The following is a 26,031-nucleotide window of genomic DNA, read 5'->3' as shown; positions in this document are numbered from 1 at the left end:
CTAATCTAATACAGCCCCTAATTAAAAGCATTTACGATAAAACCGTTTAAGGAGGTAAACAATGTCAATTTTAGATATTGGTAAAGCAATGGCAATATACAATCAGCCAACAGAGTTCGATCAAAATGCGTGGAAAACCGCCTTTGATATTGCCAATGCCTTTAATACTGCCAGTAATAATTATGTCACACTTGAAAATAATCGAATTACTCGTGGTGTAAACGCCCTTAAACATCAAGAGAATATGGCAACATCTGATAATCGTGTAGCGTGGCAAAATTGGGATTATAACAATCGAATGAAAACAGGCGACTTTGCTCAAGTAAAATCGCACTATGAGTTTGACAAACTAAAAGCAACTGATGAAGATAGCAAAGCCCTTGATAACTTCATCGCAGAAAATATTGGTAAAAACCCAACCGAAATGCAACAAGCGATTATGAATTCAACCTTATCTGATAACCAAAAAGCCCAAGCTTGGGGGCGTTATCAAGCCTTAAATGAAATAAACACACAGCGTCATCAAGCAGAGCAAGCTGATTTTGCCCAACGCCATCAAGCGATTATTGATAATTCGTATGATACGAATTACGACCCCATTACAGGGCAAACAACCAGAGGGGCGTTTAACGAAGCAAAATACCGTCAAAATCTAGCAATGTGGGAAATGCATAATCCAAATGCGAAAGCTTATATTCAGCAAGTTTTACCTATCTTTGCGAAAAATCAAGGTTTAGCCAGTTCGCAATATGATTTAAGCCAGCTTTCACCAGAACAGGTAATGGCATTGCCTGCTGCCTTGAATAAGTTTTTAACACCACAGCAGCAGCTTTACAACGTATATGGCACCTTAGATAAAACAATGAAAACCGCATTTCCTGCCATAAATTCAAATACGTCAACGATACCTGTGACACCAGCGACAACGCCTGTTGTGCCAGTCAATGCGAAATCAGGCTATATTCCAACACCTTATGCTACAGGAATAGGCGGTGGCACACCATACGGTTATGTTCAAGGACAAAAACAAGGCACGCCGCTCACGTGGGATTTGATATTCCCAACAGTGACAGCTCGCCCTGCTGGTATTATCCCCCGCTAAAAAGTGCGGTAAGAAATCGAACCGTTTGTAGCGAAAGTTACAGACGGTTTTTTTATTGCTAAAAATTGGAGAATCAGAATGTCAAATCCGTTTCAGCCTTATTTAGATGTTGTTAAGGTACAAGCAAAAGACCTACAAAAATTATACGCAAGCCCAACTTACGACCCATTCACCCAACAACTAATGGAGCAGCAAGAGGCACAACGCAAAGCCGAAATAAAAGCTCAAGCAAAAGGATTAAGCGAAAAAGACCAAGCGGCATTGCACGACCAACAAATGCAATATGCCACAGAGTTAGGTAGGCAGTTTGTGGCACAAAATCAAAATGTGCCGATTGAACAGCAGCATTATAATTATAATGCCACGTTAGCTGACTTTGACCGTTACAAAGGCAAAGTAACCGATGAAACCTTAGCCGAAATTAAAGCAGCGTTTTCTGCCGTTGCCGATCCCTTTAAACGTGCCGATGAAGAAGCGGGCTTTTTTGCTCGTGCAGGCGATTTTTTAAGTTATGTACCTAGTGCCTTAACGAAATTTGGTGAACAAGCTACAGGGTTGATTTCGCCTGAAAGTGAGGCTCGCCAATGGTTTACCAATGCCACAAAAGAGGTGGAAAGCTGGCGTTCTGATGAAGCAAAACTCCGTGCCTTAAAAATGGCAGAAGCAAGTGCACAAGCAAAAGCCAATGGTGAAACAGGGTTTACGCAATTTTTAGAAAATGCGTGGGATAACCCAATTGAAGCACTGGGGCAATTTGCCGAAAGTGCCTTACCTACTATCGCCAGTGCCGTTGCAGGTACAGCTGCTGCTCCTTTTACAGGCGGGGCAAGTTTGACTCTACCTTTTATGGTGGGTGGCGTGCAAGGTGCGGGAGCGGCTCGTAATGATATTTTTGACTATATTATGGCAATGCCAGAAGAGCAATTATCCCAAGCCCCACAATATCAAGCCTTATTAGCACAAGGAATGGGCAAACATCAAGCTAGAACAGCACTTGCCAGCAGCTTAAAAGAACACGGCGGCGAAGTGTTAGCCACAGGGGTAAGCAGTGCCGCTTTAAATGCGTTAGGTGGTTTAGGGCGATTGGGTCAAGCAGGGCGTGGTGTAGCAAGTTCGGCAACAGGCAAATTCTTATCCGAAGCCATTACTGAACCCGTGGACGAAGTATTTCAAACCGCAATGGCAAATAAAGCCATTCGTGATGTAGATAGCACGAAATCCATCACAGATGACTTAGGTGAAGCGGCTGCAGCAGGCTTATTATTTGGTGCGGCAGGCGGTGCGATTGCAGGCGTTGATCAGGCACGAATGAATCGTGACTTAAATCAACATAACCAAGCGGATATTGAAGAAATGGCACGGGCAAATAGCCAAGTGAATTTACGCCAATTTAATCAAGAATATCAACGCCAACGTAACAATCCCGTGAATGCCCATTTGTCAGATATTGAATTACAGGCAAAAATACTGGCAGAAATGACGGAAGCAACAGAACAACAAGAAGAAGCACAACAACCCCAACAGCAAGCGGATTATACGGTAGACAGCCAAGGTAATGTGCAGGCAACGGAGGAGCAACAAGAAGAAACTCAACAAGAATCGACCGCACTTTCTAGCGATACGGTGAGAAATTACGGTAATGTTGATGTCAATGTAGCACAACCCACATTTGACGAAACGCAACAAGATGTGATTCGCCAACATCAAAGTGCAAATGAAATGTTGATTAAATATGAGCAGGAATTTACACAAAAAAATCAACATCTGCCTGAAAGTGTATGTGAGCATAACAAACAAAACGATGTTATTTATAACTATTTAAAGCAAGCACAAGACAGTGCAGTAGAAGCTTTATCAGCTCAAAATGTGGCATTTTTAAATGGTGCTTATTTACCTATTAAAAAACAAGGTGGAGCTACCGCAGAACAAATTGCACAGCCTTATCCATCTAATCATAATGCAGAGCAATGGCGTGGTGAATTATCTCCTGTTCAAACTCAAACAACAACACAGTTGGATAGCACGATTCGTCAGCCTCACCAACCTAAAACGGTAGCGAATGAACAATGGCAAGCGGTGCAACAATATCAACAAGATTTAGCGGATTTTCATCAAATTCGTAATGAGGCTTCTGCCCGTTTTAAACAATCAAAAGATCCAAAGGAATTTGAAACAGAAACATATCAGAATGCTTTACAAAAAGCCTTAAATGCCCAACAGAAAATGAAAGCACTAGGCGTTCCTGTTCATAAATCGATACAGTTAACAGAGAATGTTGAGCGACAAAAAAACTATCGTTTTGATGTTAATAATATGCGTTTTTCTCGTATGCCTATTCGTTCCTCTGAAGAAAATATCGCCCGTGGCTCACAAGCGATGGAACAAGCTATTCAAGGTCATAAAGATGTTGAAAATGCAATGTTTCGTGATGGAGTGGGTTGGATTGATTTTATTTGGGGAACGGAAGGGACGGTTAAAGCAAGTGGTAAAACCAAAGGTGGTAAAGGGATTTCACATATTATTGAAGCCCGTATGCGTAAAGATAATTTATCCTATGATGAAGCTGTAGCATTCTTAACCGAAGAAGTGCCTAATATTATTGCTAATGGTCGAATAGAGCGTGATTATGAAGTATCGGGGACAAGAGCTATAGCAATCATTCGTAATGATGGGAGTGAAGTTCACTTAATTAAAAAAGGAAATGATAATGCGTGGTTATTAACAGGTTTTAAACCAAAAGAAAGCCAACAGATGAATCAGAGTGGGGGTGCGACCAGTTCTGACCTACGCTCTAGCAGTCCTATACGGTCTCGTACTGAAGAGGGAGCTGTTGGTATTAATAATGTAAACCCAACCGCTCAAAATGTCAACGATGATATTACCCAAATCAGAGCCTTATTAGAACAACATTTAGGTAAGGAATTTGCCGATAAAATCGAAATTTCTCAAACCCAAGGTTTCCCTGAAAATGCGGAGAAATTGCGTTCAAGCGGGGCGGAAGGGTTTTACCTTAACGGCAAAATTCATTTATTTGCGGACAATCTAACCGAAACTCGCAACCTATCACGCAACGAACGTATCGTATGGGTGGCGTGGCACGAATTGGCACACCGTGGTTTTGATGTAAAAGACAAAGAGACCTTTTACAACATTTTACGCCTTGCCGCCACGAATAACTTTGTGCGTGGTATTGCTAACCGTATAGTAAGAGAATACCGCAGCAGTGGCGACACCATTACCGCAAAAGTGGCAATGGAAGAGGCGTTAGTGGAGCTTTACGCAGCCTTAGAAACAGGCAACCTACAAGAAATAGCCGACCGTTATGGCATTGAGCTAACAGGCGAAATGCAACGAGCGTTCAACGGCACGCCAAATCTATTAGATCGCATTATGCGTGCTTTACGAGCAATGTTTAGCCGAGTGTTGAAAAAACGCTTAACAAACAGTGAAGCGGGTGAATTATTGCGTTCGTTAAAAAGCGATATGGCGGCAGAGGTAAAAAGTGCGGTGGAAAATTCGCAAGAACAGACGGGAAGTGCTGAAAGCTATATTCGTTATTCTTTTGCGGGCGAAAAAGCCAAAACAGCAGACCACTCTTTACTTGAGCAAGCAAAAGCAGATATTGCCAAAGGCGTGAATCCTGAGATTGTCCGCCAAGAAACAGGCTGGTTTAGAGGCGTTGATGGAAAATGGCGATTTGAGATTAGTGATAATGAAGTCAGTTTTAAGAAGACTTTTGATAAGAATGCTAACTTTTCTGACATTTTTGAGGCAGCAAGAAATGAGAAATCAAGTGATGATATTCGAGTTAAAGATATTCTAAATGCACCTAAATTATTTGAAGCATATCCTGATATTGCAGATATAAATGTGGAATTAGATTTGGGTGATTTTCCGAATATGGAAAATTCAGAGGGATTTTATGTTCACGCTAATCAACCCCATATTTTTATAAAGCCTCACTTAACACCTGAGCAGGCAAGAGGAACATTATTACACGAGATTCAACATCATACACAGGGAAGTGAGGGATTTGCTAATGGTAGTAATCCAAGTGAATTTAATTGGATTACTCGTGAACTAACACCTGAAGAACAGGCGGAAATATCTTCACTGAAAGAAACTCAAGAAGAAATTTTGAATTCAGATCCACAGTTAGTAGGATTGGTTTCGCAATATAGACAAGAAGTTAAGAAGTTACGAGAGAAATACCGTTCACAGCATATTGATGACATTCCAACGGCAGAAAAAACACAATATGAAACCCTGATGAATCAGATAGCATCACTAAATGAAAATGGGGAAATTTTTGTTGAATTAGAGGGAATTATTTCTTCTATAGGGCGTGATTCTCCTGATTCTCAATATATGAGGATGGCAGGCGAAGTAGAAGCTCGTAATGTTCAAGAACGTATGGATATGACAGCCGAACAACGCCGTCAGATTTCCCCAGAAAGTACAGAAGATGTGGCACGAGATAGCCAAATAGTGTCACAACAAGATGGGATGACTTATTCTTTAAATGAAAACCAAAGTGCGGTGGGGATTGGTAAGAATACTAACATTCTCTATTCCCACAAAGGCAAGGTAAATCGCCCTAAATCCGAAAGCTTAGAGAAATTACGTAAGGCGGAAACTATCCGTATTTCGGGTAAAGATATTGAGCCAAGCACAGACTTGAAACAATACAAACGCAATGCGTTAAATTATGGTAAAGCTTTACGTGGTACTTATGTGAATAAGGATACGGGGCAGGAGATTGAATTGGGTTATAAAGCAGTTAAAGAGGTATTGCAGCACGATTATAAAGACCCTGATCACCTTCAAAGTATTGCCGCTATTCCTCAAATTATTGAACAGGCAATATATATTGATACTATTCCAAATGAAGATAAAACAAAACGCCCAGATATTGAAAGCTATGATTATTATTTAGCTGGATTAAATATTGGCGGTGATGAATATACGGTTAGAGCCGCAGTTGCAACGCTTAAAGATGGTTCTCGTTATTACGATCATAAATTATCAGAAATTGAAAAAGGCGACTTACTTTCATTGCCGAGTAGGATAACAAATCCAGTCGGTGAAAGCTCATCGCCTTTATCTGAAATTGATGATAAACGCTTACTGCAGATTTTGCAAGATAAAAGTGCGGTGGAAATTAAGGAAAATTCAGCAATTTCTGATAAAGCACGCTTTAGCCGTTCACAATCTGCCCTTAATCGCACTAAGGATATTAACCGCATTCGTGAAAAATCCTTATTTGAAAAAGTGCGTACAACCAATTACAACACGGCACATAATGCCGTGAAAGAAAGTGCGTTGAATTGGGCGGCGAAATTAGATGAATGGTTTGCCGATAGCTTACGCCCTGTGTCGGATTGGTTAGCAAAAATCAGCTTAACCGATTATCAGCAGTTGCGAATTAAAAACGCAATGTACACCGCTAAAAGCCGTAAAGCCGCAAAAGGTTCGGAGTTTGATGTAAAATATCTTAATCCGTTGCGTAAAAATTTAGCCGAATTAGCGAAAAAGCATAAAGTGACCATTGAGGGAGCAAAACGGTTTGTAGAGCAATGGGCTTCCGCTCGTTATGCTATCATCAAAAACCAAGATTTATTGGCAAAAGATGAACTGGCAATGCAACAAGCTAAAGACGTGCTAGAGAATGAAAAAGCCTCGGGTAATGCTGAATCCATTGAAATAGTACAAAAAGCTTATGATGAAGCATCAGCAAAATACAATGGACGTAAACAAGATATTGAACGCACGGAATTTGAACGAGATGAGCAAGGGCATTTAATTAAGCCAATGAACGTTGGTACAGCGGGAGGCTGGTCAAATGCGGAAGCGAAAGCCATTATGAAAAATGTGGAAAAAGTATTTTCCGTTTCTGAATTAGAAAATACCCTAAAACCATTATACGGCTTACTGCAAGAAAAGTTGGAAATGGATTTCTCCAGTGGACGAATTTCCTATGAAATGTATCAAGAGTTTAAGAAAAATCCGCTTTATGTTCCCTTAACAGGCGATCCAAATGCAGAGTTTGATTTAAATGAAGATAATTTCATTGGTGGCACTGGCTCAAATGCAATGAATATCGCCAAAGATAAAGCAATGCAAGGGCGAACCGTATCAGAAGCGGAAGGGGCAATTGACGCAAGCTGGAAAGCACTTGGTAAATCTATTACCAACTGGGCGTGGGCAGATTTCAAAAATGAAATTGACAGTGCATTAATGGAAAAAGCCGCTCAATTTGAAGCCTTAGGCGTTGCCCCTGAAATTGCAATGCAAAATGCTCAAAAAATGTTACGTATTGAGAAAGCTCGTAAGCAAGGTTTAACTCGTTCTAGCGATGATGTGTTAATTCACAAAATTGGCGGGGTTGATTATGAATATCGCTTGCCACAGTCTGTGATTACTGCATTACGTCAAGATAATGTTGAAACAGCAAATAGCTTTTTAAAAGTGATTTCAAAACCGACAGGTTGGTATGCTCGTGGGGTAACACAATGGAATATTGCTTTTGCTCCATTAAATATGTTCCGTGATATGTGGGAAAAATCCGAGTTTTTACGCACCCGCACTTTGTATGATAAAAATGGCAATAAGCTCAAGAATATGGACAAAATCGCCCGTCAAGCCTTGAAATATGCCATAGATAAGGAATCGTGGAATGCCACACGCCGAGAGGCATTTGGGCAAAAAGCCTTATCTGACGTACAAAAAGACTTACAGGAGTTGCAAAAACTTGGCGGTATTTCCACTTACGGCACATACCTTGCACGCACCGAGCAGGATTTATTAAAAGAAATTGCCAAAGAACACGGCTGGTTATCTAAACGTTTAGGGCTAGCAGGTAAAGCACTTGCTAGCTATAACCAAATGTTTGACAACCTTTCATCCTTGGCAGTGTATCGAGCCTTACTTGATGCAGGAATGGAAAAATCACAAGCGGCAGCGGCTGTATTGGATTTAACCAACTTCAACAAAACAGGCTCAAAAATGCGAGGCATTAAAACGCTGTATATGTTTAGCCAGCCAACAGTAATGGGGGCGGCAAACTTAATTAAGCAACTCTCCACAAAAACGGGTCAAAAACGTTTTGCCGCTTATTTAGTGAGTGGTTTAGTGTTATATGCAATGGTGCGAGCAATGGGCGATGACGATGAGGGCGGTAATACTATTGACCAATTAGGCGATATTACACGTTATATTCCAATCCCGACAGGCGGTGGCGATTATATTAAAATCCCAGTAGGGTTCGGTATGCCGCAAATGGCGTGGAATTTTGCGGTGAATATGTTCCGTTCGGGCAATGGTGATATTTCTATTACTGACGCAGCGGTGAATATGGCGGCACATTCAATGAAAACCTTTGCCCCAGTGTCGCCTTCTGAAATTTCAGCAGCGAAATTCCCAATGGAAAAATTAGCCTTAACTTTTACCCCTAGCGTGTTGCAACCCATAATGCAAAATGCGTTAAATCGTAATGCGTTCGGTAGCCAAATTACCCCAGGTTTTATTCAAAAGGATAAAACCAAAGCAGAGCAGGCAAAATCAACTACTGCTCAATTTTGGAAAGAAACTGCCTTATGGCTTAACGACAATCTTGGTATTGATATGCACCCAGAGCAAATTAAAAACCTGGTTGATGGTTATGGCTCAATGGCGGGGTCACTCAAAGAAGGTTTAACTATTTTTGTGGAAAACCCAAATCGTGAGCAATTGGGACGTAATACACGCACGCCATTTATCAATCAGATTTATGGTACGGGTAACGATTTTGCTATCCAAAGTCGTTACTATGAAGCAAGTGAAGAGGCTGCTCAAATTGCGGCACAATATGCCTCTCGTGTAGAGCGGGGCGAGGTGGGCGATTGGCTAACCACAGAACGCCGAAGAGCTATCGCTTTCCACGAAGCGGATAAATCTTATATGGCAAATGTTCGCAAAGAAAAAGCTGCCCTTACTCGTAAACTGACCAAAGGCTTAATTAGCCAACAGGCTTATGAAGCAGGGATAAAAAATACAACGAGAAAGTAGACAAAGCCCAACGCTTACTACTTAATCGTTGGAGACGAGAACAAGGCTTAAATACCACGAAAACACAATAAAAAAGAACCGCACTTTTAATTGGGAAAGTGTTATATTGCGACAATTAATCTACAAATAGGTTACTGTTTTTGTTAATTTATGTTACAATTATTATTAATAAAGGGGGTAGCTATGAACAAAGAAATGTTAGCTTTATTGCAACTGATTAAACAATGCCCGACAGGTACATCAGAGGCGGTTGCTAATGAACTTGCGATTACACGCCAAAGTGCTTCTCGCAAGTTATCCAGTTTAAAATCATTAGGATTAATCCAATCACAAGGTAGTGGGCGTTCAACACGTTATGAGTTAGTGAAAAAACATCATCATTTTGATTATGCACTCAATGCACAATTAAATGAAGATACGGCATATCGTCAAACATTGTTACCACTGATCAAGGGATTTGCTCCGAATGTGGTGCAGGTTTTTCAATACGGTTTTACCGAAATGTTTAACAATGCTATTGATCACTCAGAAGGTAGTGTAATTAGTGTGGATATTTGGCAATCGCCATTATCAACAGAAGTGCATATTACCGATAACGGTGTTGGTATTTTTGAGAAAATTCAGCAAAAATTTGAACTTGCGGATATTCGTCAATCGATTTTTGAACTATCGAAAGGCAAACTCACTACAGATGCAGATAATCATACAGGCGAAGGCATTTTCTTTTCGTCTAAGATTTTTGATTTTTTCTGTATTAGTTCAAAAGGGTGGGCGTTTGTTCATAATCACGATCTCATTGATATTATGTATGAACAGGATATTGAATATGTAGATGGTACAAAAGTGATGTTTGAGTTACCGAATAACTCAAACAAGACTACAAAAGAAGTATTCGATCAGTTTTCCGATCCAAATGAATACACGTTCTTTAAGACTGTAGTTCCGATCCATTTGGCGAAATACGAAGGTGAATTTTTGATTTCACGTTCACAGGCGAAACGCTTAACCGCACGGTTTGAGCGATTTGAAAAAGTAATTTTGGATTTCAAAGATGTCACCAGTATCGGACAAGGATTTGCCGATGAGCTATTCCGAGTGTATCAGACTGCTCATCCTAACATTGAGTTATATTCCATCAATGCAAATGAAGAAGTGCAGCAGATGATCAACCGAATTATTCCAGTATAATACCAACTTCACGCAAACCAACCGCACTTTTTAGGTGCGGTTTTTTATTACCCAAAATCAGGAGAGCTATGGCAAATCAATTCACATCAACCATTGAAGAATTGCGAGATAAGTCCGACAAGGAAACGAATAAGCAATTACTTTACAATGAATACAAAAAATACACCGCTCCACAACTTACACCTTTACGAGATGAGTTTGTGAAAGAGCTGATTGAACAATTTGAAGATTTAATCGAATTGTTTCATTACAAACATTTGCACGATTATATTTAGGGGGATATATGGCTACAGCAACAGACACTAAGGTCAATCCTAGCGATTGGCTTGATATGTTTAAATCAGGTGATGACGATTGTGATTTTGCCTCAAGCATTCCAGATGTAACGCCAAGCAATCAAAAATTAACAGATGCCTCAGCGGTTGCAAGAGCAAAAGCAATGGCGGAGTATGCTTGCAAATATTTTAAGGCTATGGAGCAAAATGCCAGAACAAATTTGATTATTGCTTTAATCCAGCAGGCAGCAAGTTTTTACTTTGCCGACAAACAACACGATGTCGCAAAACAGGCACAGAATCGCTTTGATGAGATTTGGACCAATCAAAAAGATAAATCCGATAAGTTTTTTAATCATTGGTATGATAATTCTCGCCCAATCGAAATTGATATGCTTAATGAAGCGAGAGCAAGAGAGCGGGCAGGTCATAACGTTGATTATGAAACCGCAAAAAATCGTGCCGTAGCCACTGCACGCAGTGAATTTTCTCGGGCAAGAGATAAAGTTCAACGTGAAGGTCATATTCACTGTGTAGGAGCAACACGCACGGCATTACGCCAGTTACAAGTGGCTGAAGCGAAAGCGGTTGTACTTGCAACTAACCAAGCAATCCGAATGGAAGAGGAACGTAAACATCAACGTGAAAGCCAATATCGTGAAGAAGTGTATAAATGGAATGGAATGTTTCACGGTAGAATTGCCGATAGCCTTAGCTCACTGGGTAATGCAATGAAAGCTGCAGCGGCTGCCAGTCAAATTAACCCATATGAAGGCTGGAGTAATGCAGTGAGTAACTTAAGTCATATTGGTGGACATATGGGAAGCCTAAATATGACTGGAATGATGGGAAATAACGCAGCCACGCCAGTAATGTTTGGTAGTGGCTTTTTCTAATAAAAAATAAAAGGAGTAAAAAATGAAACCAATTCATATTAACAAAAAAGTAGCAAAAACAACGTTTCAAATCGACAATTTCCGCAATGCGGAAACCGCAACAATTGAAATCACTCGAATGGGTGGACGCGATACTATTATTTATCCAGCCCTAGAGGTAACGGAAGATACAGTAACCTTTATGTGGGATAACGCCTTATATAATGCACGTTCTGGACGTTATCAGGGAATTATTCGCATTGACGGTTGCAAGCCATTTTGTGTACCGTTACATCTCGGTTGCAAATGCAATATGGGCAGCAGTGAACAGGGCTATTTTACATCAAAAGAATGTGTGGGGTGCTAAATGAGTTATGTATGGTTAAACGGTTATTCAACGAGCCTAAATGCACGCCTATCATCAAAGGACAGATTATTACCGATTGATGACGCAAAAGCCTTAGCTGAGAAATTGGGTGATGGTCATAGTTACTTGCTAATCAATGATGGCACAGGTGCGGAAATTGTAAAAGCGGTAAGTTTTGGCACAGAAGTAAAAATCGAATGTGGCATTGATGGCACAGGAGCAAAAGCATTTCCTGCAGGTGCTTGTGTGAAGTGGGAATTTAATAAGGCAGCATTTGATGATCTGGGCTGTCCTAGCGAAGAAAAAAATGGTTGTTGTTGTGGAGAATAAGGGGGGTATAAAAAAGTTTCAGTTTGACGGGAATTTGACGAAGAGATTAAAAAAAGATGTGATTAATTGATAATTCAAACTGGTGTGATATAATGTCTATGTGTTACAAGTCTTTGATTTGTAAATAAAATTTTTATAACTTTGTTTGGTGGTGGTAGGTCTTGAAAACCGGCGAGGGTTTACGCCCTCCCTGGGTTCGAATCCCAGTTCCTCCGCCATCCAATTAAGAAAGGTCGTTAGTGATAAACTAACGACCTTTTGCTTTTTAGCGTTCGTCGCTTTCTTCTTGTTCGTCTTTAAACGCCAGATATTCTTCCAATACCTCGATTGCCTCTAAGCAGCGTGCTCGGCGTTGGCGAGTGAGTTCGATTTGGTGTTGTAAACGTGCTTTTTCTTGTTCGCTTTGCGCACAGCTTGCTAAATCCTGTTGCGCGTCGATTTTTTCATTAAAGGTTTGTAAAAATTCGTAATATTTGGCGAGTCGTTCTCTCGGCGGTAATTGATTCAGCTCGTCACGAATTCGCTCGCGTTCGGAACGGCGCAGCGTAGAATTCTTCGGAATCGCACGAGAAGCTGCTTTGGGCGCGCTTAAGGCGTCCGTGAGCGCTTTATATTGACCGAGTAATTTGTCCGCATAAAATTGATATTGCGGATAATCCTGCGGTAAATCGGAAAGTTGTTTCACCGTGTACATTAATTCATTCAAATAAAACGACAGCGGCTGAAAATCTTCGGAAAATAAAGTGCGGCTGAATTTTGCGTAGATTATTTTATTCGGCGAGTTTGCATAATCCGTGCCGATTTGCTGTATTTTTTGTTCAAGTCGTTGAATCAAATCTTGTTTGTTCATAAATAAAAACGTAAGAAAAAGGCGCCGCGCGGGCGCCTAAAAAGATTAGAGATACATTGCAGCGATCCAACCGAAAATCATCAGCGGGATATTATAGTGGATGAACGTCGGTACGACGGAATCCCAAATGTGATCGTGTTTACCGTCCATATTCAAACCGGATGTCGGGCCCAATGTCGAATCTGATGCCGGTGAACCTGCATCGCCCAATGCGGCGGCAACGCCGACGATAGAAACGGTCGCAAGCGGCGAAAAGCCCAAAGATAAACATAACGGCACATAAATGGAGGTGATAATCGGTACGGTTGAGAAGGAAGAACCGATGCCCATTGTAATAAATAAACCGACTAACAACATTAAAAATGCCGCCAAGCCTTTGTTATCCGCGCCTAACCCTTGGCTGAAGGTATCGACCAAGACGGTGACGCCGCCGGTCGCGTTAATCACACCGGCAAAACCGGACGCGGCAATCATCACAAAGCCGATCATCGCCATTAAACGTAAACCTTGTTGGAAAATATCATTACTTTCTTTAAGTTTGAAAATTCCGCAAGCGGCGAAAATTATTAAACCCGCCAAGCCGCCGATAATGGTGGAACTGGTGAAAAGTTGCAATCCGAAAGTCACCACGATTGCGGCAAGGCTGGTAGCGACGTGAAATGGTTTAATGCCGGCGATATGTTGCTCGATTTCCGCCGTCGTTAATTCTTGTGCGGCTGCGGCATATTCTCTCGGTTTGCGATAGGTAATGAATACGGCGGTTAACAAGCCTAATACCATCCCGATAACCGGAATCGCCATTGCTAAAGATACTTCGGCGACGTTGGTTTGTAAGCCTAAATCGGCGCCGACTTGGTTGATATTTTTAACCAAAATACTTTCGATAAAGATTTTCCCGAAACCTACCGGTAAAAGCATATAAGTCGCGGTTAAACCGAAAGTTAATACACAAGCCACGGCGCGGCGGTCGATTTTCAATTTATTGAAAATTGCCAATAACGGCGGAATGACGATTGGAATAAAGGCGATATGCACCGGTAATAAGTTTTGTGATGAAATGGCAAACAGCACCAATACGGCGAGAATAAAATATTTAAAGCCTGCCATTGAACGCCCGTTCGGCGAATGACCGAGACGTTTAATCACTTTAAACGCCAGTAAATCGGTAATACCCGATTTGGAAATGGCAATCGCGAAAGCGCCTAAAATGGCGTAGTTCATCGCCACTTCCGCACCGCCGCCAAGCCCGTTGGTGAAGGTTTCGATTGTTTTGCTAATGCCTAAATCGCTGCATATGCCGGCGGTTAATGCGGAGATAATCAACGCAATCACCACGTTTATACGTAACAAACTTAAGGCGAGCAATACAATGATTGAAATAACAACCGGATTTGTAAATAACATTGTGTATTGTCCTTATTTAAGTGGAATTGTGAAAGTAAATTTTAACTCTACTAAAAATAAAATATTTGTCTAGAAATTTCCTGAAAAAAGACCGCACTTGTACGGCGTTAAATAAATTTTATTCAATAATATGCGGAAATCCGCCCAGATTTTTCAACCGATTCACCATATAACAGAATAATTCTGCGGTGCATTCCGTGTCATATAATGCGCAATGTGCCTGTGTACCGTCGAAGGGAATATTCGCCGCTTGGCAAGCTTTTACCAATACGGTTTGCCCGAACATAAAGCCGCTTAACGTCGCCGTATCAAACAGCGCGAAGGGATGAAAAGGGTTACGTTTAATCGCGGTGCGATCCGCCGCTGCCATTACAAAACTTTGATCGAAAGCGGCATTATGCGCCACGATAATCGACCGCTGACATTCCGCCTCTTTTTGTGCGCGACGCACCATTTTAAATAATTCGCTAATGGCAATGTTTTCCGACACTGCACCGCGCAAGGGATTATCAATATCGATCCCATTGAATTTTAACGATTCGGGATTAATATTCGCTCCTTCAAAAGGCTGAATATGGAAATGGCACTTTTTATCCGGATGCAAAAAACCGTTTTCATCCATTTTGACCGTAATGGCGGCAAGTTCTAATAAGGCATCGGTTTTGGCGTTAAAGCCGGCGGTTTCCACATCGATAATCACGGGCAAATAGCCGCGAAAACGGTTTTTGAGAAGCGTATAATCTGTTGTTTTTTCTGAAGTTTCGGTCATAAGTATAAATAAAAATAATAGGAAGAATGTGTCGCGGCGAAATATGTTGCCCGTTTGATATGAGATTCTAGGGCGAAAAATTTCGCCCCGACAATGAAATTAGTTACCTAATCCGGCATTTGCCATTTTGTTTTCGATAAATTCGATTTTGTAACCGTCCGGATCTTCCACGAAGGCAATAACTGTTTTACCGCCTTTTACCGGGCCCGGTTCGCGCGTGATTTTACCGCCCGCTTGACGAACTGCTTCGCAAGTGGCGTAAATATCATCGACGCCGATAGCGATATGCCCGTAAGCCGTGCCAAGTTCATATTCGCTGACGCCCCAGTTATAAGTCAGCTCGATAACGGCGGTTTTATCCTCATCGTCATAACCTAAAAAAGCGAGCGAATATTGATATTCCGGATTTTCGCTGGTACGCAACAAACGCATCCCTAATACGTCTTGATAAAATCGAATCGAGCGCGCTAAATCGCCGACGCGTAACATTGTATGTAAAATTCGCATAATATACTCCAAGTTAAAGGAAAGATAAATCGACGAAATTATGCCATAAGCGGTGAGAAAATGCATTAAACATCGGTTAACGTCACGGTTATTTTATCGCCACAATCGAGCCGAAATTAAAGCATTGAAACCACAAGTCGCAATGAGAAAATCCGACGGATTTTAACCGCACTTTGTGGGTATCTACGCTGTCCGGACGCATTACGTTTTCAAGTGCGGTGCGTTTTTGGCTGACTTCCAACTCGCTGTAGCCGTTGGCGCGTTTGAATTGATGATGTAAATCGATCAATAAATCGTTTACGCGCTCGTCGGCGAAAATAAATTTTTCCGATAAAATCAACACGCCCTGCGGATTTAATCCGGCGTAAATTTTGTGTAATAACGCAAGTCGATCTTCCTGCGGTAGAAATTGTAAGGTGAAATTTAAAATCACCATTGAGGCGTTTTCGATATGAATACGGCGAATATCATCGCAGAGTATTTCAACCGGAATGTCGCTGTGATAGGCGTTAACGTGTTGGCGGCAACGTTCGACCATCGGCAGGGAATTGTCCACGCCGATAATTTTAACGTTCGGCTGTTGAATATGACGACGGGCGGATAAAGTCGCCGCACCGCGCGAGCAGCCTAAGTCATAAACGTTGGAATTTGCCGTCACGAAGCGATTCGCCAACATTCCGATTGCGGTGATAATATTGGAATAACCGGGAACGGAACGTTGAATCATATCGGGAAAGACTTCCGCGACGTTTTCGTCGAAAGTAAAATCACCTAATTTTTCAATAGGCGCGGAAAAAATGCGATCTTTATTCATAGGATTTTTAGGAATGTTTTTGTAGGGTAGCCTGTCAGTAAATAATCGGTTGTAGAGATGCGCGCAGATTATGCCTACAATTTATTAAAAAGTGCGGTCATTTTAAAAGAAGTTTTCTGATCACTCAAATAAATTCCTTGTATTCGTTCAATCCACGTTAAATTTCCGCTATAATTCGTCGGTTAATTTTAAAAACCTTAAAAGAGTTTAAAAGGAAATCATTATGATGCGTTCTCATTATTGCGGCAGCCTAAACCGCAACCATATCGGACAAGAAGTGACTTTAAGCGGCTGGGTGCATAAACGCCGCGATTTAGGCGGTTTGATTTTTATTGATCTGCGTGATCGCGAGGGAATCGTGCAGGTATGTTTCGATCCGAAATTCCAAGAGGCTTTAACTGCGGCGGTAAGTTTGCGTAATGAATTTTGTGTGCAAATTAAAGGCGAAGTGATTGCTCGTCCGGATAACCAAATTAACAAAAATATGGCGACCGGCGAAGTGGAAGTATTGGCGAAAGCCTTGTCAGTATATAACGCATCCGACGTGCTGCCGTTAGATTTCAACCAAAACAATACCGAAGAACAACGTTTAAAATATCGTTATTTGGATTTACGTCGTCCGGAAATGGCGCAACGTTTAAAAACACGCGCGAAAATCACCGCATTTGTGCGCCGTTTTATGGATGATCACGGCTTTTTGGATATCGAAACGCCGATGTTAACTAAAGCCACGCCGGAAGGCGCGCGCGATTACCTTGTGCCGAGCCGTGTGCACAAAGGGAAATTCTATGCGTTGCCGCAATCGCCGCAGCTTTTCAAACAGCTTTTAATGATGTCCGGATTTGATCGTTACTATCAAATCGTCAAATGTTTCCGCGATGAAGATTTACGCGCGGATCGTCAACCGGAATTTACCCAAATCGATGTGGAAACTTCCTTTTTAACCGCGCCGGAAGTGCGTGCGATTATGGAAGAAATGATTCAGGGTTTATGGTTGAACACTATCGGTGTGGACTTAGGCAAGTTCCCTGTGATGACGTGGAAAGAAGCAATGGATCGTTTCGGTTCGGACAAACCGGATTTGCGTAACCCGTTAGAAATTCAAAGTATTTGCGATTTAGTACGCGAAGTGGAATTCAGTGTGTTCAAAGAACCGGCAAACGACAAAGGCGGACGTGTTGCGGTGATTCGCGTGCCGAACGGCGCAAGCATTACGCGTAAACAAATCGACGAATATACCCAATTTGTCGGCATTTACGGTGCAAAAGGTTTGGCGTGGATGAAAGTCAATGACATCAACGCCGGTTTGGAAGGTATTCAAAGCCCGATCGCCAAATTCTTGAACGAAGCCACAATTAAAGCGATTTTAGACCGCACTTCGGCACAAAGCGGCGATATTTTATTCTTTGGCGCCGGCAAATGGCAAACCACTACGGACGCTCTGGGCGCGTTGCGTTTAAAACTCGGTCGCGATCTCGGTTTAACTCGCTTGGACGAATGGCAACCGCTTTGGGTGATCGATTTCCCAATGTTCGAACGTGATGACGAAGGCAATCTTGCCGCAATGCACCATCCGTTTACCTCTCCGAAAGATTTCTCGCCGGAACAGTTGGAAGCGGATCCGACAAGCGCGGTGGCAAATGCTTATGATATGGTAATTAACGGCTACGAAGTGGGCGGCGGTTCCGTGCGTATTTTCGATCCGAAAATGCAACAAACCGTGTTCCGCATTTTGGGCATTGACGAAACGCAACAGCGTGAGAAATTCGGTTTCTTATTAGACGCATTGAAATTCGGCACACCGCCGCACGCAGGTCTCGCCTTCGGTTTAGACCGTTTAACAATGTTGTTGACCGGCACCGACAACATCCGCGACGTTATCGCCTTCCCGAAAACTACCGCGGCGGCCTGTTTAATGACCGACGCGCCAAGTTTCGCCAACCCGCAAGCGCTGGAAGAATTGGCGATTGCTGTGGTGAAGAAAGGAGAATAATTGGCTCGGTATTCGTAGGGGCGTATGGCATACGCCCCTATATCACGTACATTGACTCATAATAAATTTTTAATTTTGTTGCGATATTTCTATATATGCAAGATTTATTAAAAAAATATCATCGAAGATCTATTCGGTTAAAAGAATATGATTACTCTAAACCTAATTACTATTTGTTGTTCCGAGCGTAGATCTATTTTTGGAGTAATAAAAAATAATCAAGTTTATTTAAATAAATATGGATTAATTGCTCATCATACTTGGTTGGAAACTATAGATAAACGAGATGGAATCGAGTTAGGTGAATTTATTGTTATGCCTAATCATATTCACGGTATTTTGATTTTTTCTGAAGAATTTTATGAGCAGGGAATTCAGTTTCGTAAAAGGGGCGTATGCCATACGCCCCTACGATCCCCTTCTCGAAATTTAGGTGCAATTATACGCGGATATAAATCTTCGGTTACAAGCCAACTAAGATCTGAATTGGGAGATAATATTTGGCAACGTAATTATTATGAGCATATCATCAGAAATGAGCAATCCTACGAACAACTTAGTAATTATATAGTTAATAATCCGTTTACGTGGGAACAAGATTATTTTTTTGAGTAATCACAAAATAATAATTGAAATGTTTAAGTTGATTTAATTATGTTGTTTCGCAAAAAGTAATGGCTTACAAAAATCCCAACAGTATTCTCGTCGTCATCTATGAGCAACAAACCAAACAAATTTTAATGCTGCGACGCAAAGATGATCCTGATTTTTGGCAATCGGTGACCGGTTCCATAGACATCGGCGAAACGCCTTATCAAACGGCGATTCGTGAAGTGAAGGAAGAAACGGGAATTGATATTCTTGCCGAAAATCTACCGCTCTTTGATTGCCAAGAACAGATAGAATTTGAAATTTTCCCGCATTTTCGGTATAAATACGCACCGAATGTCACGCATTGTACGGAACATTGGTTTTTATTGCCTTTGCGCGAAAAAAGTGCGGTGTGTTTAACCGAACATTCGGCGTATCAATGGGTATCGCCGAAAGCGGCGGTGAAATTAACGAAATCGCCGAACAATGCACAAGTTATTGAAAAGTATATAATAGTAGAAGGAAAACAAAATGGCAGGACATAGTAAGTGGGCCAATATTAAACACCGTAAAGCGGCGCAAGACGCACAACGCGGTAAGATTTTTACCAAATTGATTCGTGAATTGGTGACTGCGGCAAAAATCGGCGGCGGTGATGCGAATTCCAACCCGCGTTTGCGTGCGGCGATTGATAAAGCGCTATCCAGCAATATGACGCGCGATACCATTAATCGTGCGATCGAACGTGGTGTCGGCGGCGGTGACGATACTAATATGGAAACCAAAATTTATGAAGGTTACGGGCCGGGCGGCACGGCGGTAATGGTGGAATGCTTGAGCGATAACGCTAACCGTACCATTTCCCAAGTGCGTCCGAGTTTTACCAAATGCGGCGGTAACTTAGGTACGGAAGGCTCGGTCGGTTATTTATTCAGCAAAAAAGGCTTAATTTTAATCGAATCTGCCGATGAAGATGCCTTGACCGAGGCGGCAATCGAAGCCGGTGCGGATGATATTCAACCGCAAGATGACGGCAGTTTTGAAATTTATACCGCGTGGGAAGAGTTAGGCTCGGTTCGCGACGGTATTGAAGCCGCAGGCTTTAAAATCGAGAATGCCGAAGTGACGATGATCCCGTCAACCACCGTCGATTTGGATGCGGAAACCGCACCGAAATTATTGCGTTTAATTGATATGTTGGAAGATTGCGACGACGTGCAAAACGTATATCACAACGGCGAAATCAGCGATGAAGTCGCGGCATTATTATAATTTTATCAATAAAATCAACCAAGGGCGTGCTTAGCACGCCCTTATGCCGAGCGAAATTTATAAATAAAAAACTGAACTAAATTGGGATATAACGTTCTAATAAATGCAATATCGTTATGATATTGTTTATAACAACTATTTATAAAAACTAAGGGGATTATTAATGAAATTAATTAAAATCACATCGGCACTTTCTTTGGCGGCAATTTTAGCCGCTTGTTCACCGGCAAAAGACGAAGCGAAACCAATGGCTTCAGCCTCTGAAACCTCAAGTGTAACACAAACGGCACAAACGGAGACGGCGCAAGTTCAGCCGGAATTAAATTTGAGAGCGGTGGTTTATCAATGTCAGCAAGGTGTGGTCGTTTCTGCAAATTATGATTTTGAAGGTGAAAAAGCCGTCGGCTTAACCTTAACTGTAAATGATGTTGCGGTAAAATCTTTAATGCGTGATGACTCTAATAAAGATTTCGCTTCATTTGTGTCGCCTACTCACGTTTGGAATGTTGACGAAACTTTCACGCTTTCAACGTTTAACAAAACGGAAGCGGGAATGTTGTTCAAAAAAGGTGAGCAATCGGATGAAATTTTGGCGAAAGATTGTGTAGTGGATCAAGCTGCAACGGCAAAATTAAACCCGTAATTTTTTCGGCGACGGGCAGGATTGCGGTGAAGTAATCCGCCCGTTTTGTTTTTTTAAGGTATTATGGCGATTATTTTAGGTATCGATCCCGGTTCAAGAGTCACCGGCTACGGCGTGATTCGACAAAACGGCAGACATTTGGAATATCTCGGCAGCGGTGCGATTCGCACGCAAGTCGCGGATTTGCCCACGCGTTTAAAACGTATTTATGCCGGCGTAACGGAAATCATCACTCAATTTCAGCCGGATATGTTCGCCGTGGAAGAAGTGTTTCTAGCTAAAAATGCCAATTCGGCATTGAAATTAGGTCAAGCACGCGGAACGGCAATCGTTGCTGCAGTGAATCAAGATCTACCGGTATTCGAATATGCCGCTCGCTTGGTGAAGCAAACCGTGGTCGGTACCGGCGCGGCGGATAAACTGCAAGTGCAAGCAATGGTGACGCGCATTTTGCAATTATCCGATACCCCGCAAGCAGACGCCGCCGATGCCTTGGCAATCGCCATCACGCACGCCCATTCCATTCAACATTCTTTACAAGTAACCGCGAAAATAAAAATCGACGAAACTCAAGGAAAAAATACCGCACTTTTACGCGCCGGATATAGCCGCGGGCGGTTTAGATTAAAACCTTAATAACAAAATAAAACTGGATATTTATCCAGTTTCATTTTATGCTATGGAAAATTATTGATTGAGGATAAATAACAATGATTGGTCGTTTAAAGGGCGTGATAATTGAAAAACAACCGCCGGAAATCCTGCTTGACGTTCAAGGTGTCGGTTATGAATTATTATTGCCGATGACCAGTTTTTACGATTTACCCGAAATCGGACAAGAAACGGTGTTATTCACGCATTTGGCGATTCGCGAAGATGCGCATTTGTTATTCGGATTTTCTCATAAACAAGACCGCACTTTATTTCGCGAATTAATTAAAACCAACGGCGTCGGGCCGAAACTGGCGTTGGCGATTCTGTCCGCAATGTCGGTAGCGGAATTTGCGTATGCGATTGAACGTGAAGAATTATCTAAATTGGTGAAAATTCCCGGTGTCGGCAAGAAAACTGCAGAGCGCTTGTTGGTGGAATTAAAAGGCAAGTTTAAAGGTGTTTCACAAGGAGATTTCTTTGTAGAAAGCACGCATTTGCCGTCTGCGGTCAGACAAGAATCCGGCGTAAGCGTGCAACTTGAGGACGCCGTCGCCGCGTTAATTGCGCTGGGTTATAAGCAAGCGGATGCGGAAAAAATGGTGAAAAAAGTAGCAAAACCTGAGTTAACCAGCGAACAACTGATTCGCGAAGCCTTGAAAGCGGCATTGTAGAAAAGAAATATGATTGAAGCGGATAGAATTATTAGTGCTACGGCAAAATTAGACGAAGATTATATCGATCGCGCGATACGCCCGAAATTGCTTGCCGATTATGTGGGGCAGCCGCAAGTTTGCGAGCAAATGGAAATTTTTATCAAAGCGGCGAAATTGCGTCAAGATGCCTTGGATCATTTACTCATTTTCGGCCCGCCGGGACTGGGCAAAACCACTTTGGCAAATATCGTGGCGAATGAAATGGGGGTGAACATTCGCACTACATCCGGTCCGGTGCTGGAAAAAGCGGGCGATTTGGCGGCAATGTTGACGAATTTAGAACCGCACGATGTGCTGTTTATTGATGAGATTCACCGCTTATCGCCGGCGATCGAAGAAGTGCTTTATCCCGCAATGGAAGATTATCAGCTGGATATTATGATCGGCGAAGGGCCGGCTGCACGATCGATTAAACTGGATTTACCGCCTTTCACCTTAGTCGGTGCGACTACACGTGCCGGCTCCTTAACTTCACCTTTGCGCGATCGTTTCGGTATCGTGCAGCGCTTGGAATTTTATTCGGTGGAAGATTTAACTTCTATTGTTAGCCGAAGTGCGGTCTGTTTAAATTTAGAAATCGCGCCTGACGCAGCACAAGAAATCGCCTGTCGTTCACGCGGCACACCGCGTATCGCAAATCGTTTATTACGCCGCGTGCGAGACTATGCCGATGTAAAAAACGGCGGAAAAATCACCGCACTTATCGCCAAAAGCGCACTCAAAATGCTGGATGTGGATCAAGCAGGATTCGACTTTATGGATCGCAAACTACTACAAGCCATCATCGAACGCTTTGACGGCGGCCCGGTCGGACTAGATAACCTAGCCGCCGCCATTGGCGAAGAACGCGACACCATTGAAGACGTCCTTGAACCTTATTTAATCCAACAAGGCTTTTTACAACGCACCCCACGTGGTCGAATCGCCACTTCCAGAACTTATCGGCATTTTGGGTTGCGAGAGGTAGAAAATCGTTAAGTGGCTAGAGAATATTTTTGCATCCATTGGTCGGATTTTGACTGACTGAATTGAAGATAGTGAGATTTGATTGGGATAATAAGGGCTAAAATATCGCCCTTTATTTATGTTAATGTGCCGTTAGTCGGTATAACCTTGCGATGTTTTGCGCGGTGGAAATGAGATTTTCTCGTCCGCATTTCAAGGTTTCATCCAAGTCAGCAATTTTTCTGATAATTGGAAAGACGGCATCAATGCCGTTTTCATACACCACTTCGTAATCTTCTCTGAGGCAACCGACGATAGCAATAACCGGCTTACCAAACATTTTTGCCGTTTGTGCTACGCCGATAGGTGTTTTTCCGTGCGCGCTTTGCCCGTCCATCCGTCCTTCACCCGTGATCACCAGATCCGCGTTTCGAACTTGCTGTGCCAGATTAAGGCTGTCGATTACTATTTTTACACCGGATTTTAACCGCACTTTCGGTAAAAGTAGCAATCCGCCACCCATTCCGCCCGCTGCACCGGCGCCTGCGTGATCTTGAATATTGAGTTGGCATTGTTGTTCGACGATTTGGGAAAAATGCAACAAGGCATTATCCAAAATGACAATGCTTTCCTTGGTGGCGCCTTTTTGTACACCGAATACGGCAGATGCGCCTTTTTCGCCGCATAGCGGGTTATCAACGTCACACGCCACTTCAAACTCCACATTGTAGAGACGTGAATCCAGTCCTCCGAGATCGATTTGTTCGATTTCTGCCAAATGCCAACCTCCAAAGGCGATCTGTTGATTTTCTCGGTTGAGAAAACGTCCGCCTAAGGCTTGCAACATTCCGACACCGCCGTCATTTGTCGCGCTACCACCGATACCGAGGATGACTTTGCTGACGCCTTTGTCGAGTGCCGCTTTGATTAATTCACCTGTGCCGAAACTGGTTGTTTTCAGCGGATCACGATGTTCTAGCGGAACCAAATGTAAACCGGAGGCGGCCGCCATTTCTATGATTGCGCTTTGTCCGTCGCCGGAAATGCCAAAAAATGCCGTAACCTTATTGCCGAGCGGAGCTGTCACTTCAACCTCAAACAGCTTACCTTTCGTGGCGTCAACCAATGATTGTACTGTTCCTTCACCACCATCCGCCATTGGGATTTTTAGGTAATCGGCATCGGGAAAAATTCGTTTAAATCCCGTTTCGATCGCGTCAGCGACCTCAAGTGCGGTTAAACTTTCTTTAAAAGAATCCGGTGCGATGAGAATTTTCATTATTATTCACCTTTACAATAGCACTAAAGATAATACATAAACCGTTAAGATACCGACGAGCCCCATAATAAAGGTGAGGGTGGTTTGCGTGCGGTAACCTTGTTGCGGTGTCATTTTCGTCAAATTGGTAACGACCCAATAATAACTGTCATTGGCGTGAGAAACGCACATTGCACCGGCGGCGATTGCCATAACCGTTAATGCGGCGGCGATTTCGGAGGTTAATCCCAAGGCGTTCATTAAGGAGTCGTTCGCATTAAACATTCCCATAATTGACGCAGTAGTAATAATTGCCACTGTTGAACTGCCTTGTGCAGTCTTTAATATGGCGGAAATCAGGAACGGGAAGAAAATACCCGCAGCGCTGATAATATGCGCATTTTGTTTGATATATTCGACGAAACCGGCTTCAATAATAACTTTGCCCAATACACCGCCCGCTGCGGTAATAAACAAAATCGGACCGACAAGTTTTAAGGTATCGTTAGTGATTGCATCGAATTCATCAATTTTATTGGAACCGATGAGTAAAAATACCGCAAACACTACGCCTATCGCTAAGGCAATAATCGGATTACCTAAGAATTGTAATAGAGTACCGAATTCGCCGCCAATGCCCATTATTTTCGCAACGGAACCTAGGGTCATAAAGAAAATCGGCGCAAAAATCGGAGCGAGGCTTAAAAAACCGCTTGGTAACTTTCCGTATTCTTTAATTAATTGCTCATAAGTTTTTTCTATTACTGCATCGGCGTCCTCATCGGAGAGTGTAACGGATTTGCCGATGTATTTGGCGAAAAGATAAGACGCGAGCAATACGGGAATAGAAACCACGACGCCCATTCCGATCACTAATAATAAATTATGGCTTAGTCCCACCGCACCTGCCGCAGCGATTGGACCCGGTGTCGGTGGGATGAAAACGTGTGAGGCGTACAAACCGGCACTGAGCGCTACAGCCATTCCGACCGGATTGGCGGCGATTTTTTTACGAATAGCTTCACGAATCGGATTGAGTACAACAAAGCCGCTGTCGCAGAACACCGGAATACCGACTACCCAGCCCATAATTAGCATTGCTGCTTCAGGATGTTTTTGTCCGACAACTTTCACGACCATATCGGCAAGTTTTAACGCTGCGCCGGTTTTTTCTAATACTGTACCGATAATCGCACCGAAAATAATGACGATACCGATACTTTTAAATGTACCGCTGAATCCGTCACCAATAATTGCCGGAATTTTATCCAAACCTATGCCTGCAATGAATGCCAGTGCTAAGGATATGGTCATTAGGGCTAAAAACGGATGAACTTTCAGTTTCGCTATCATCCAAATCATAATGATAATTGCGATGATAAAGCTGATAATTAATGCAATACCACTCATAGAAAACTCCTTATATTAGTTGAGA

22 protein-coding genes are annotated in these 26,031 nt (G+C 42.5%); 15 read left to right on the top strand and 7 right to left on the bottom strand.

Annotated elements, in window-relative coordinates; translation table 11 throughout:
• Window positions 1–61: 61 nt before the first annotated feature.
• The 7 genes from CVP04_RS02540 to CVP04_RS02510 all read left to right on the top strand — a co-directional run bounded on the left by CVP04_RS02540 (window position 62) and on the right by CVP04_RS02510 (window position 12,183).
• Complete coding sequence (locus CVP04_RS02540; protein ID WP_100295960.1) at window positions 62–1,102, top strand: SGNH/GDSL hydrolase family protein; 1,041 nt, start codon at window positions 62–64, stop codon at window positions 1,100–1,102.
• 78 nt (window positions 1,103–1,180) lie between these two features.
• On the top strand, window positions 1,181–9,148 hold the full coding sequence (locus CVP04_RS02535) for an LPD3 domain-containing protein (protein WP_100295959.1): 7,968 nt from the start codon (window positions 1,181–1,183) through the stop codon (window positions 9,146–9,148).
• A 183-nt stretch (window positions 9,149–9,331) separates the two neighbouring features.
• A complete protein-coding gene (locus tag CVP04_RS02530; protein ID WP_165772764.1) occupies window positions 9,332–10,336 on the top strand; it encodes an STAS-like domain-containing protein in 1,005 nt (334 codons plus the stop codon).
• Between the two features lie 68 nt (window positions 10,337–10,404).
• Window positions 10,405–10,611, top strand: a complete 207-nt coding sequence (locus CVP04_RS02525; RefSeq protein ID WP_100295957.1) for a hypothetical protein — start codon at window positions 10,405–10,407, stop codon at window positions 10,609–10,611.
• A gap of 8 nt (window positions 10,612–10,619) precedes the next feature.
• Window positions 10,620–11,507: a hypothetical protein gene (locus CVP04_RS02520; protein ID WP_100295956.1), complete on the top strand. Its 888-nt coding sequence runs from the start codon at window positions 10,620–10,622 to the stop codon at window positions 11,505–11,507.
• A gap of 22 nt (window positions 11,508–11,529) precedes the next feature.
• Complete coding sequence (locus CVP04_RS02515; RefSeq protein ID WP_100295955.1) at window positions 11,530–11,853, top strand: hypothetical protein; 324 nt, start codon at window positions 11,530–11,532, stop codon at window positions 11,851–11,853.
• On the top strand, window positions 11,854–12,183 hold the full coding sequence (locus CVP04_RS02510) for a hypothetical protein (RefSeq protein ID WP_100295954.1): 330 nt from the start codon (window positions 11,854–11,856) through the stop codon (window positions 12,181–12,183).
• 265 nt (window positions 12,184–12,448) lie between these two features.
• Here the strand turns inward: CVP04_RS02510 and priC are convergent, their stop codons facing one another.
• From priC to cmoA, 5 genes are all read right to left on the bottom strand, one after another.
• Window positions 12,449–13,033: a primosomal replication protein PriC gene (gene priC, locus CVP04_RS02505; protein WP_100295953.1), complete on the bottom strand. Its 585-nt coding sequence runs from the start codon at window positions 13,031–13,033 to the stop codon at window positions 12,449–12,451.
• A gap of 45 nt (window positions 13,034–13,078) precedes the next feature.
• Window positions 13,079–14,437, bottom strand: coding sequence for a Na+/H+ antiporter family protein (locus tag CVP04_RS02500; RefSeq protein ID WP_100295952.1), 1,359 nt, complete (start codon window positions 14,435–14,437; stop codon window positions 13,079–13,081).
• Between the two features lie 118 nt (window positions 14,438–14,555).
• Window positions 14,556–15,206 carry a ribonuclease T gene (rnt, locus tag CVP04_RS02495; protein WP_100295951.1) on the bottom strand — a complete coding sequence of 217 codons (651 nt, stop codon included), beginning with the start codon at window positions 15,204–15,206 and terminating at the stop codon, window positions 14,556–14,558.
• 99 nt (window positions 15,207–15,305) lie between these two features.
• Entirely contained in the window at window positions 15,306–15,713 is a 408-nt protein-coding gene (gene gloA / locus CVP04_RS02490) for a lactoylglutathione lyase (protein ID WP_100295950.1), read from the bottom strand.
• An 88-nt stretch (window positions 15,714–15,801) separates the two neighbouring features.
• Window positions 15,802–16,527, bottom strand: coding sequence for a carboxy-S-adenosyl-L-methionine synthase CmoA (gene cmoA, locus CVP04_RS02485; RefSeq protein ID WP_100295949.1), 726 nt, complete (start codon window positions 16,525–16,527; stop codon window positions 15,802–15,804).
• A gap of 223 nt (window positions 16,528–16,750) precedes the next feature.
• Here cmoA and aspS point away from each other — a divergent pair, with 223 nt between their 5' ends.
• From aspS to ruvB, 8 genes are all read left to right on the top strand, one after another.
• The gene (gene aspS / locus CVP04_RS02480; protein WP_100295948.1) at window positions 16,751–18,520 is read left to right on the top strand and encodes an aspartate--tRNA ligase; all 1,770 of its coding nucleotides are present in this window, start codon (window positions 16,751–16,753) and stop codon (window positions 18,518–18,520) included.
• A gap of 147 nt (window positions 18,521–18,667) precedes the next feature.
• Window positions 18,668–19,135: a transposase gene (locus tag CVP04_RS02475; protein ID WP_243385066.1), complete on the top strand. Its 468-nt coding sequence runs from the start codon at window positions 18,668–18,670 to the stop codon at window positions 19,133–19,135.
• A gap of 59 nt (window positions 19,136–19,194) precedes the next feature.
• Complete coding sequence (gene nudB, locus CVP04_RS02470; RefSeq protein WP_100295947.1) at window positions 19,195–19,656, top strand: dihydroneopterin triphosphate diphosphatase; 462 nt, start codon at window positions 19,195–19,197, stop codon at window positions 19,654–19,656.
• On the top strand, window positions 19,643–20,383 hold the full coding sequence (locus tag CVP04_RS02465; RefSeq protein WP_100295946.1) for a YebC/PmpR family DNA-binding transcriptional regulator: 741 nt from the start codon (window positions 19,643–19,645) through the stop codon (window positions 20,381–20,383). Before nudB ends, CVP04_RS02465 begins: the two co-directional genes overlap by 14 nt.
• A gap of 163 nt (window positions 20,384–20,546) precedes the next feature.
• On the top strand, window positions 20,547–21,026 hold the full coding sequence (locus CVP04_RS02460) for a hypothetical protein (protein WP_100295945.1): 480 nt from the start codon (window positions 20,547–20,549) through the stop codon (window positions 21,024–21,026).
• Between the two features lie 63 nt (window positions 21,027–21,089).
• The gene (gene ruvC, locus CVP04_RS02455; protein WP_100295944.1) at window positions 21,090–21,662 is read left to right on the top strand and encodes a crossover junction endodeoxyribonuclease RuvC; all 573 of its coding nucleotides are present in this window, start codon (window positions 21,090–21,092) and stop codon (window positions 21,660–21,662) included.
• A gap of 74 nt (window positions 21,663–21,736) precedes the next feature.
• On the top strand, window positions 21,737–22,351 hold the full coding sequence (ruvA, locus tag CVP04_RS02450; protein WP_100295943.1) for a Holliday junction branch migration protein RuvA: 615 nt from the start codon (window positions 21,737–21,739) through the stop codon (window positions 22,349–22,351).
• A gap of 9 nt (window positions 22,352–22,360) precedes the next feature.
• Window positions 22,361–23,371: a Holliday junction branch migration DNA helicase RuvB gene (gene ruvB / locus CVP04_RS02445; RefSeq protein WP_100295942.1), complete on the top strand. Its 1,011-nt coding sequence runs from the start codon at window positions 22,361–22,363 to the stop codon at window positions 23,369–23,371.
• Window positions 23,372–23,480: 109 nt separating this feature from the next.
• Here ruvB and CVP04_RS02440 read toward each other — a convergent pair whose 3' ends face one another.
• Window positions 23,481–24,617 (bottom strand): glycerate kinase, encoded by a 1,137-nt coding sequence (locus CVP04_RS02440; RefSeq protein WP_100295941.1) that lies wholly within the window; start codon window positions 24,615–24,617, stop codon window positions 23,481–23,483.
• Between the two features lie 12 nt (window positions 24,618–24,629).
• The gene (locus CVP04_RS02435) at window positions 24,630–26,006 is read right to left on the bottom strand and encodes a GntP family permease (RefSeq protein ID WP_100295940.1); all 1,377 of its coding nucleotides are present in this window, start codon (window positions 26,004–26,006) and stop codon (window positions 24,630–24,632) included.
• Between the last annotated feature and the right edge of the window lie 25 nt (window positions 26,007–26,031).

The organism is Caviibacterium pharyngocola, from assembly GCF_002795405.1.
In the GTDB taxonomy this organism is placed as follows: Bacteria; Pseudomonadota; Gammaproteobacteria; order Enterobacterales; family Pasteurellaceae; genus Caviibacterium; species Caviibacterium pharyngocola.
Note: the sequence above shows the minus strand (reverse complement) of the source record. Positions and strands in the feature narration are given on the sequence as shown.